The following is an 8,989-nucleotide window of genomic DNA, read 5'->3' on the forward strand; positions in this document are numbered from 1 at the left end:
CCTAGAGAAACGCCTCTCAGGCGCCCTCACCCATGTCCGCGCAGGTCAGACCCCAGATTCGTGACTCTATGCCGCTGAATTACGCGGAACGCAGGCTCGTCGGCCCGGGCGGCGGACTCGTAGAGCATCTTCCAGAACGTCTTCTCTCGCAGGGCGACGTGCAGGCGCCGCAAGGCGGCGATCTGGTTCTCGGCAAGGGCCTTGGTGCGGTCCGGCGGTGCCGGCCGCCGCTCCCGAACCCCGATGGCTCCATGCCGCGGCATCTGATCCGAGCCCACCACTACAAGAACGTCCGCGACTCTGACGGCCACCACATCTCCGCTGGTGAGGAGCGCGCCGTCCCCTGGGTCGCGATCACCCCCGTCGTGAACGCCATCCGGGTTCTGGAGCGCATCGTCCCCAAGGGCGAGCTGTTGTTCAGCTCCAGCCACCACGATGTCGTTTCCCAGCGCAAGCACCACGGTGCGCTGAAGCGGGGCACCCTGGACCGCCGCGTCGAGAATCTCGTGTCGTGGATCAACCAGGAGGCCACCGCCCAGGGCCTGCCCGCCCAGATGGTGCCGGCGGACCCGCACGGCAACCTTGGACTGAGTCGCCTGCGCAGAACTTTGGCCTGGCCCATCGCCCGCCGCCCTGGCGGTCTGGTCGCCCTCGCCATCCAGTACGGACACATGCGCACCGCCCTGGACGCGCGCACCTCCACCGGCTACGGCAACCGCGGTCGCCGGGGGTTCCACGGGGAGCTCGACGTCGAGACCGCGCTCGCCGCCGCGCAGAACGCAGCACGGCTGCGCGACGCTACTGCGGCCGCCGAGAAGATCTCCGGTCCCGCCGCTCGACGGGCTCTCATCGGAGCAACCTCGCTCCCCCGTTTCGAAGGCACCTTGACCACCCCGAAGGCCGCCGCCAAGTTCCTCGCACGCGACGGACTCGTCCTCTTCGACAACCCGGACGCGTTCCTCATCTGCGCCTTCAAGCGCGACACGGCCCTGTGCGACCCGGATCCCGGGGCGACGGCACCCAACCAGTTCGCCTGCCAGCTCGGCTGCGGCAACACCGTCCGCACCGACAGCCACGCGCAAGCGGCTCGACAGCACGCTGATCGGCTCGATACGAAGGCAACCCTGATGCCCCAGCCCCTGGGCGACCGGCTTCGCCTGACCGCCGCCCGCTTCCGCGCTCTCGCCAACGCCCACGACTCCGCCGCCCAGTCCGCCGAGGAGGCGATCGCATGAACCAGCAGCACGAGGACGAACGCTCCCGCATCCGGACGCCCATAGACCGACTCCTGACCGGCCAGCCCACCTGCTCCAACGGCGGGGCGACTGCGGCCGGGCGGGGTGCGGGCAGCACGACCGGGGCCACAGGCGCGGCCGCTGCGTCGTCTTCCGACCGCCCGGCCGCGGCTTCGGCACGGGCCTGAGCTGCGGCGGCCTGCCGGGCACGGACCTGCTCCCACTCGTGTCGCGGGCCCACGTCCTGGCCGTCACGTCCTCGTGCAGATGCTGCGCGGTGGCCGCCCGCCGCTCCGCCTCCGAGGCCCCGGGCATCGCGGCGTCGACGGCGGCTGCGACCGCGCTGCGCTGCGCACGCCAGTCGGCTTGCCGGTCCTCGCACCGGGGGCAGTCCCTGCCGGAGTCGAGCAGCACCCGGTCGTCGCACCGCACGTCGCCGCACTCCTGGCGCTGCGGCAGAGCCCGGGCGATCAGCCAGCCCACCGGGTTCGGGCCGGCCAGCCGCATCTGATCGGCCAGGCGCCGGGCGAGCCGGTCGGCGAGGACCTGCGGCGCATCCGCGCGACCGGCGAAGCCGACCACCCGGGCGAGCTCGCTGCGGGTCGCGGCCTCCACCAGGCGGCGGGTGGCCGGACGGTCCAGCCGTGCCCAGACCAGGTCGATCGGGCCAGGACGGCCCGCAGGTCCTCCGGCGGCAGGGGCACCCTCCCCGCTGGCGAGCTGGGCTTCACGCCACCGGGGCACAAGCAGGCCCGTGGTGCGGACCCGCACGCCCAGGCCCTGTTGGGGGCGCCGTGTTCTTCGGTGAGGTCCTGTCCAACCCCGACGCCGACGGGGCCCTGGTCACCAGTCCGACCCCGTACACCGCCTGACCGAGCCCGTACTGGAATACCTGACCACCGGCGTCGCGGCTGGCATGTCCCTGCCCGACGCCGCCGACCAGCGTCTGACCACCGTGCACGTCGTCGCGCAGAACTGAACCTGGTCGCACCGATGACGTGCCTTGGACGAGGCGGGCCTGTTCGCCGGGAGGGCCCCTCCCGATGGCAGCCGAGGCCAGAACGAACATTTGGAGCCCGGCCCGGCTGTTCGCAGCTTCTGCCCACTGCCGGTTGCGGAACGGTCGGTCAGGACTTGCCGCGGCCGGTGACGAAGTCACGGGCCCGGTCGACCAGGCCGGCGCCCGGCGCGAGGAGCTTGCTCGCGGTCGGCGTGTCGGGTGCGGCGGGGTGCGGCCGCGTGGGCGCCATGGCTTTGGCCCGCCGGACCTTCTCCCCGAGATCGCCGAGCATCTCGGAGGAGCAGGCCTGGCGCAGCAGGGGGAAGAGGTTGTCCTCCTCGTCCTCGACGTGGGCGGCTACTTCCGCCATGAGCTGCTGCAGCAGCGGGTTCATCTCGGCATCGTCGGCGTTGGTCTTCTCCAACTGCTTGAGGAGATTCTCGATACGGCCGTGGTCCCGAAGCTCCTTGTCCGCGATCCGGTCGCCGCCCTCCACGTGCTCGCGCACCGCCGGGTACAGGTACTGCTCCTCAGCGACCGAGTGCCGCACCAGCTCGATGGTGGCCTCGTCCACGAAATCACGCAGCTCCTGGCCCCCACCGGTCATCGCCCGGATTCTGGCGAAGAGGCCCTCGACCTCCCGGTGATCGGCCATCAGTTCCTCAATGACGTTCCCGCCGTGCCCCATCGCACATCCGCCTCTCGTCCGTCTGCCAGGACCGGTGCGTCCAGACCCGCAGAGACTGATCCCCGACCCGGCAGATATATGTGCGGCCAAACCACGCGCGTCACCCGAACAGGTGGGCAGCCGGAGCACGCCAAAAAAAGGGGGGCAGGCAAACTTCTTAATCCGACTCGAGCGGTGGTCACGGCCACAGCCCACCGTGAGGTCCTTCTCCGGTCAGGCTCCTGGAGCTCATATAGCGATCTGGCCTGCAATTCTCCGACACTCCGAGGCCCTGTCCTACCGGTGCGCTGATCAGAAGCACACATAGTGGACCCGGAGAGGGGACGCAGGAGAGGAACGGGAGAGCGTCTGTGACCACACCGCCGATCGATTACCAGGCGTTGTTCGCTGCCGCCCCCAGCCCGTACCTGGTGCTGGGCCCGGAACTCGTCATCCTCGACGCCAACGAGGCCTATTGCCGAGCGACCGGCCTGTCGCGGGACTACCTGATCGGGCAATACCTCTTCGACGCGTTCCCCGACAACCCGGCCGATCCCGAGGCCAACGGGGTGCGCAACCTCGACGCCTCCCTGCACCGGGTCCTGCGCTCGCAGCAGCCGGACACGATGGGAGTGCAGAAGTACGACATCCCCGTACCCGACCACCCGGGGCTGTTCGAGGAACGGTGGTGGTCCCCGATCAACACCCCCGTCTTCGGGCCCGACGGCCTGCTGGCCTGGATCGTCCACCGGGTGGAGGACGTCACCGAGTTCGTGCTCTCCCGTGCCGTCCGCGCTCAAACGGGGCAGACGCTCGGCGAGCGGGAAGCCATGGAGGCCGAACTGTATGCGCGGGCACGCGAGCTGCAACTGGCCAATGAGCAGTTGCGGCAGGCTCACGCCCGGGAACGGAAGGTCGCTGTCACCCTCCAAGAGGCGATGATGCAGGCGCCGGACCTGGCCGGGCATCCGAACATCGCGGTGCGCTACCTGCCCGCGGCCAAAGGCCTCAACGTGTGCGGCGACTGGTACGACGTGGTGGACCTGCCCGATGACGGCTTCTCCGTCGCGGTGGGCGACGTGGTGGGCCACGGCCTGGAAGCCGCCGCGGCCATGGGCATGCTCCGCAGCGCGCTCTCCGCCGCCGTCCGGGCCCTGAACCAGCCCGCCAAGGCGATGGAGGTACTGGGCCTGTATGCCCAATCGGTCAAAGGAGCCCTGGCTACCACCGCGGTCAAAGCGGTCATCGACACCCACCGCCGGCACATCACCTACAGCAGTGCCGGCCACCCCCCACCGGTCCTGGTCCACCCCGATGGCACCTCCGACCTGCTCGACCAGGCCACCGACCCGCCCCTGGGAGTCCGCCAGCAATACGTTCCGCGCCCTCAGGCCACCCTCCCCTACACCCCCGGCGACACCCTCGTGCTCTACACCGACGGGCTCATCGAACGCCGAGGCGAAGACATCGACACCGGCCTGAACCGCCTCACCGACGCCCTCGCCGACAACCCCCAGCTCAGCCCGGACCACCTGGCCGACGTCCTGCTGTCCCGCCTCGGAGTCAGCAGCGGCGGACACGACGACATCGCCTTGGTCGTCGCCCGCCTGTAATCACGGCCGCGTCACCGACATCGGGGTCTGGGCCAGGCTGTACTGCGTCGTCCTGAACGTGTCCGGTGCCGGAGGTGAACAGTCCCCGGTTCAGGAAGCGCGTCGAGGTATGCCCTCTGGTGAGGTCGCTTGAGCGCTCCAAGTCCGCGCTTATTAATACAGGCCGATCGCCGATTCCATCAGGGCGTTGTCGTAGGCGTCGCCGACCGAGCCGATGGACGCGGCTATGTCGGCGGCGTCCAGATGCTCGGCGAGCCTGAACGACGTCTACTGCCCGGACTCAACCGGTCGTCGCAACATTGAGTTCGCTCCATCTTGAAGTTGCAGGTCACGGGGCTGGCGTGGGTCGTGGCTGGGGTGCTCGCGCCGGTTGGGGTCTTGATCGGTAGCAGGTGATCGTCCGTCAGCGCCGGACCTCGGCGTTCGTCAGGACGAGGAGAGCCCGCAGCAGCGTGGTCGCGTGCCTGGCGTTCATCCGGACCTTGGTAAGGATCCGCCAGTTCTTGAGGTCGGCGAAGCCGTGCTCGTTCGCTGCTCGTTCGCGGCTGACGAGGCGGTTCGCTTCCTTCTGGGCGGCGGTGAGGGGATGGCCGCGACTCGCTCGGCGGCCGGTGACGATCACCGGGTCGTCGGGGTCGTCGTCCAGGCCGACGAAGCCGAGGTCGGCCAGAGCGCCCAGGCCGACTTCCCGCAGGCGGGTGGTGATCTTGTTGTGGCGGGCGGTGGTGATCTCGCTGGAGCGTCCCGGCTTCGCCGCCGAGATCCACACCAGGTTGCCGCGCTCGTCGGTCAGGGCGAGGAACAGCAGGCCGTGGGCCTTGTGCTTCCCCGAATAATTCGGGCGGTTCTCGTCCCCGGTGCGGCGGCGGGTGCGCACCAGGGTGCCGTCGAGCAGCACGACGACGCCACCCTTCCGGGCGACACGGTCCAAGCGCGGAGCACGGGCCGACAGCAGCCCGATCACTTCCAGCAGCCAGCGGCGCACGGTGGACGCGGAGACGTCGTTGCCGCCCGCCATGTCGGAGAGCCGCTGGTCGTGGCGGAGGACGGCGAGGACGATCAGGGCGATCCGGCCGGGCGAGAGCTTGCGCCAGCGGGAACGGATCTTCTTCAGGTGGCCGCGGACCAGGCCGGCAACCAGGTCCAAGGTGGCGCTCGACAGCGGCAGGCGGCACTGGTAGACAAGCTCCTCAGTGCCCTCGGCGGGGCTGGTGTTCTTTCGCATGGAATCCCCAACTCCCGTCGGGGGACCTTGCGTTACGCCGAAATCCGGCCGGTGTCGGTCATGGCCGCGGCTGCGGCAGGGCGGTGAAGCGACCAGCCGGTGTGCGGTGCAGCCAGCCCCGGTCCGCCAGGCGCCTGAGCTTGTCGCGCACCGGCTCCACCTGCCCAGGCGCGGTGCCCTTGCCGAGTTGGACGCTGATGTCCTTGGCCGGGACCGGATCCGAGGCCGTGGCCACGATCTTCATGATCGCCTGGTAGTCGGCGGGCAGCACGCTCTCGTCCATGCCCGGCTCGCGGTGCGGGACCAGCAGCATCCCGCCCGCCCCCGGACCTGCCGTCACCCGCTCCAACTCCGCGGCCATGACCGGATCGTCGGCCTGCCCGCTCCGGTCGGCCTCGATGAACTGCCCGATCACCACCTCGGCGGCCTCCAGCCGGGCCACCTCCGCATCGATCTCGGCGAGCTCCTTGCGCAGCCGCTCGGCGCGATCGGCCAGCACCACCCGTCGCTGCATCACCCACACCAGTACATCCGCCACCAGCAGCTCCTCCCGCGCGCTCCCTTGGAAGCCTACGAAGGAGCCAGGACCCGGCACCGCGATTCCGGCGAACCGGCAACGCGCCCGGTGATCACCTGATACCGATCACGCCCACGACCGGCACGAGTACCTCAGCCGCCGCCCACGCCAGCCCCATGACCAGCGAATTCAGGTTGAACAACGCTCATTGGTGGTCCACACCGTGCCGTGCACCGGGTCGTAGGCAAGTCCGTCGGGGTAGTCGCCGGTGGGACTGCGGTGCAGGACGGTGCCTGTGGTCTCGTCCAGGGCCACGACCTGGTCGGCATCGGTGGCGGTGGCGTACACGCGGTGCAGGGCGGGGACGACGAGGACGCCGTGGACACCGCGCAGGCCGTCGATGGTCCGTACGACCCGGTCCGTGTGTGCGTCGACCTCGATGACCTGGCTCGCGCCGAGGTGGGCGATGAACAGCAGCCCGCGGCCGGCGTCGAGGCCGGCGTAGTCGAAACGGGAGCTGTCGCCCGGCAGGGCGACCTGGGTCACCGGCCGCAGCGGGAGCGCCACCTTGGGCGGCTGGCTGCTGCCGCGGGTGAGCAGCACGCCGGCCACTGCGGCGGCGATGGCGAGGAGCACCCCGGCGGTAAGGGCCAGCAGGACGCGTGGGCTGAGGCGATGGGTCATGTGCAGGCTTTCCCGGGTTGGCGGAGGCGGGGGTGATGGGCATTGCCTGTCTGACGGGGCGACCGAAGCGTTCAGTACAGGTAGATGTCGACGAGCGGGGCCGCGACGGCGGCCAGGAGCGCGTAGCGGACGCTGGTGCGCGTGGGCTGCGCGGCCAGGGGACCGAGCCCGTAGCCGAGGGCTGCGGCGGCGAGGGTGAAGACTCCGGAGCCGGTGTCCTGCCAGCTGACGGGGAAGACGATCACGGGCGCGTCGGTGAAGAACTGGTCCCCGTGGACGGCCCGCAGGATCGCGTTCCAGGCGAGTGGCCCGAGGGCCGCAGCGAGCGCACCGGTCGCGATGACAGTACGGCGGCGGCGACGAGGACGGCGGCGAAGACGGCCGACAGCACGGCGCCGTAGACGATCTGGCCCCAACCAATCACGCTGCGGGCACCAGCGCGGTCGCGTCGAGGGCCGGTCGCAGCTCCTTGGCCAGGGTGACGCCGTCGCCGGTGGCCCAGAAGTGCATGTAGAACAGGCGCGGCTGGTCGTTGAGGGAGTGGTTGTGGAGTTCGACGATGTCGATGCCTCCCTTGCGCAGCGCGCGGATGGCCTTCTGCACCTCGGGGGCGGTCATGACGAAGTCGCCGTTGATGGCGGCCCTGTTGTCACCCAGGGGCTGGAAGTTGATGCCGGTGGTGATACCGAACGCGGGCGGCAGCACGTGCATGCCGTCGGTGACAGGGTTCTTGCGGGCGATGGAGAACTTGTAGATCCCGCCGTCGGCGGTGCCCTTGCGGCCGATGGCCTTGTCGATGCCGGCCGTGTTCAGGCCGATGGGCGGCTGGGTGGCCGGGGGCGGCGAGGCGGGCGGGATGGCCGTGGCGGCGAGCGCGGACTTCAGGCCCTTGGCGAGGGCGACCGGGTCGCCCATGGCGTGGATGTGCGTCCACCAGATCGCCGGGGATTGCTGGAGCAGGTGCTTGTGCAGCGCGGTCTGCTCGATCCCGGCCACCTGCAGCGCGTCGGTGACCTTGGGCAGCTCGTCCTCCGTGACGACCAGGTCGCCCATGAGCATGGTCTGGTGCCGGTACTTGGCGAAGGCCGCGTAGCCGCCGAGGGAGAGGCCCGGCTTGATGGTCACACCCTGAGTGGTGACGGTGAGGTCCTTGCGGGGCAGCGGGACGCGGTAGACGGCGCCGTTCATCAGGGTGCCGGTGCGGCCGAGGAGGTCGGCGACCGGCTTCCAGTCCGCCTCGGTCGTCTGTACGGGCGGCTGCGCGTGACCCTGCATGGCTGCCTCGGCCCCGACCGGCTGCGCCCCTTGTCCTGCGGCGCCGTCCTTCGTATCGGTGCCGCAGCCGGCCAGCAGGCCGGAGCCCGCCACCATGAGGAGCGCGACCGCCGTCGCGGCGACCGGCTTCCTGTGCGAATGGGGTGACATGACCACTCCTCGTCGAGATCTCGTCGATGGTGCCTGTGTGGTCAGACAAACCGCCGCTGATGAAGCTGGCATGAAGAGCACACCCATCCGGGTGGCTTCATGACAGCTTCATCAGCGGCCTGGATCGTGGGAGCCGAACGGCGCACAGAAGCTGAAGGAAGGGCACCATGCGGATCCTGGTGGTCGAGGACGAGCCCAAGATGCGGGACCTACTGCACCGGGCCCTGACGGAGGAGGGCTTATGCCGTCGATGCGGCCGCCGACGGGCCCCAGGCCGTCGCCCTGACCGATGTGGCCGTCTTCGACGCCATGGTGCTGGACGTGATGCTGCCCGGCCTGGACGGTTTCGAGGTCTGCGCCGCCCTCCGGCGGCGCGGCAACTGGCTGCCCGTGCTGATGCTGACCGCGAAGGACGCCGTAGCCGACCGCGTGCACGGCCTGGACGGCGGGCGGACGACTACCTCACCAAACCGTTGCTGGGAGCCTCAGCAACTCTCAGCATTCCGGGTATTTCGGCCCGGAAGGTCCTCACATCACCAGAGCGTGAGGGCTTCGGTTTGAGTACGGTCTCTCGTTTCTGTCTGCCGCTGGTGCGGCAGGGTTGTGCCACCTGCCCGCCCCGT

At 69.9% G+C, this 8,989-nt stretch carries 9 protein-coding genes and 1 pseudogene; 4 read left to right on the top strand and 6 right to left on the bottom strand.

What is annotated here, in order from left to right; genetic code table 11:
* Positions 1-251: 251 nt before the first annotated feature.
* Together ACFYX0_RS45685 and ACFYX0_RS45690 are read left to right on the top strand one after the other, a co-directional pair.
* A complete protein-coding gene (locus ACFYX0_RS45685; protein WP_388981193.1) occupies positions 252-1,235 on the top strand; it encodes a hypothetical protein in 984 nt (327 codons plus the stop codon).
* Positions 1,232-1,423, top strand: coding sequence for a hypothetical protein (locus ACFYX0_RS45690; RefSeq protein ID WP_388981196.1), 192 nt, complete (start codon positions 1,232-1,234; stop codon positions 1,421-1,423). The genes ACFYX0_RS45685 and ACFYX0_RS45690 overlap by 4 nt, the downstream gene beginning before the upstream one ends.
* Before the next feature lie 939 nt (positions 1,424-2,362).
* On the opposite strand, the gene ACFYX0_RS45695 is transcribed toward ACFYX0_RS45690, so the two are convergent.
* Positions 2,363-2,923 carry a hemerythrin domain-containing protein gene (locus ACFYX0_RS45695; RefSeq protein ID WP_388981198.1) on the bottom strand — a complete coding sequence of 187 codons (561 nt, stop codon included), beginning with the start codon at positions 2,921-2,923 and terminating at the stop codon, positions 2,363-2,365.
* A 350-nt stretch (positions 2,924-3,273) separates the two neighbouring features.
* Between ACFYX0_RS45695 and ACFYX0_RS45700 the strand changes: the two genes are divergently transcribed.
* Positions 3,274-4,515 (top strand): SpoIIE family protein phosphatase, encoded by a 1,242-nt coding sequence (locus tag ACFYX0_RS45700; RefSeq protein WP_388981201.1) that lies wholly within the window; start codon positions 3,274-3,276, stop codon positions 4,513-4,515.
* Positions 4,516-4,918: 403 nt separating this feature from the next.
* Here ACFYX0_RS45700 and ACFYX0_RS45705 read toward each other — a convergent pair whose 3' ends face one another.
* From ACFYX0_RS45705 to ACFYX0_RS45725, 5 genes are all read right to left on the bottom strand, one after another.
* A complete protein-coding gene (locus ACFYX0_RS45705; protein ID WP_388981204.1) occupies positions 4,919-5,740 on the bottom strand; it encodes a transposase family protein in 822 nt (273 codons plus the stop codon).
* A gap of 58 nt (positions 5,741-5,798) precedes the next feature.
* The gene (locus ACFYX0_RS45710; RefSeq protein WP_388981207.1) at positions 5,799-6,278 is read right to left on the bottom strand and encodes a hypothetical protein; all 480 of its coding nucleotides are present in this window, start codon (positions 6,276-6,278) and stop codon (positions 5,799-5,801) included.
* 168 nt (positions 6,279-6,446) lie between these two features.
* On the bottom strand, positions 6,447-6,941 hold the full coding sequence (locus tag ACFYX0_RS45715) for a YncE family protein (protein WP_388981210.1): 495 nt from the start codon (positions 6,939-6,941) through the stop codon (positions 6,447-6,449).
* 71 nt (positions 6,942-7,012) lie between these two features.
* Positions 7,013-7,357, bottom strand: a complete 345-nt coding sequence (locus tag ACFYX0_RS45720; RefSeq protein WP_388981213.1) for a hypothetical protein — start codon at positions 7,355-7,357, stop codon at positions 7,013-7,015.
* Between the two features lie 4 nt (positions 7,358-7,361).
* Entirely contained in the window at positions 7,362-8,366 is a 1,005-nt protein-coding gene (locus ACFYX0_RS45725) for a DUF1259 domain-containing protein (protein WP_388981216.1), read from the bottom strand.
* 246 nt (positions 8,367-8,612) lie between these two features.
* On the opposite strand from ACFYX0_RS45725, the pseudogene ACFYX0_RS45730 reads away from it, so the two are divergent.
* Positions 8,613-8,927 (top strand): annotated as a pseudogene (locus tag ACFYX0_RS45730) (response regulator); the annotation flags it as partial.
* Between the last annotated feature and the right edge of the window lie 62 nt (positions 8,928-8,989).

The organism is Streptomyces sp. NPDC002573, from assembly GCF_042889625.1.
GTDB classification, from domain to species: Bacteria; Actinomycetota; Actinomycetes; order Streptomycetales; family Streptomycetaceae; genus Streptomyces; species Streptomyces gibsoniae.

What these genes read in the sequence shown, in the direction of transcription:
- ACFYX0_RS45690 (WP_388981196.1), top strand. Translation starts at nt 1,232, where the DNA reads ATGAACCAGCAGCACGAGGACGAACGCTCCCGCATCCGGACGCCCATA.
- ACFYX0_RS45725 (WP_388981216.1), bottom strand. Translation starts at nt 8,366, where the DNA reads ATGTCACCCCATTCGCACAGGAAGCCGGTCGCCGCGACGGCGGTCGCG.
- ACFYX0_RS45685 (WP_388981193.1), top strand. Translation starts at nt 252, where the DNA reads ATGCCGCGGCATCTGATCCGAGCCCACCACTACAAGAACGTCCGCGAC.
- ACFYX0_RS45715 (WP_388981210.1), bottom strand. Translation starts at nt 6,941, where the DNA reads ATGACCCATCGCCTCAGCCCACGCGTCCTGCTGGCCCTTACCGCCGGG.
- ACFYX0_RS45705 (WP_388981204.1), bottom strand. Translation starts at nt 5,740, where the DNA reads ATGCGAAAGAACACCAGCCCCGCCGAGGGCACTGAGGAGCTTGTCTAC.
- ACFYX0_RS45695 (WP_388981198.1), bottom strand. Translation starts at nt 2,923, where the DNA reads ATGGGGCACGGCGGGAACGTCATTGAGGAACTGATGGCCGATCACCGG.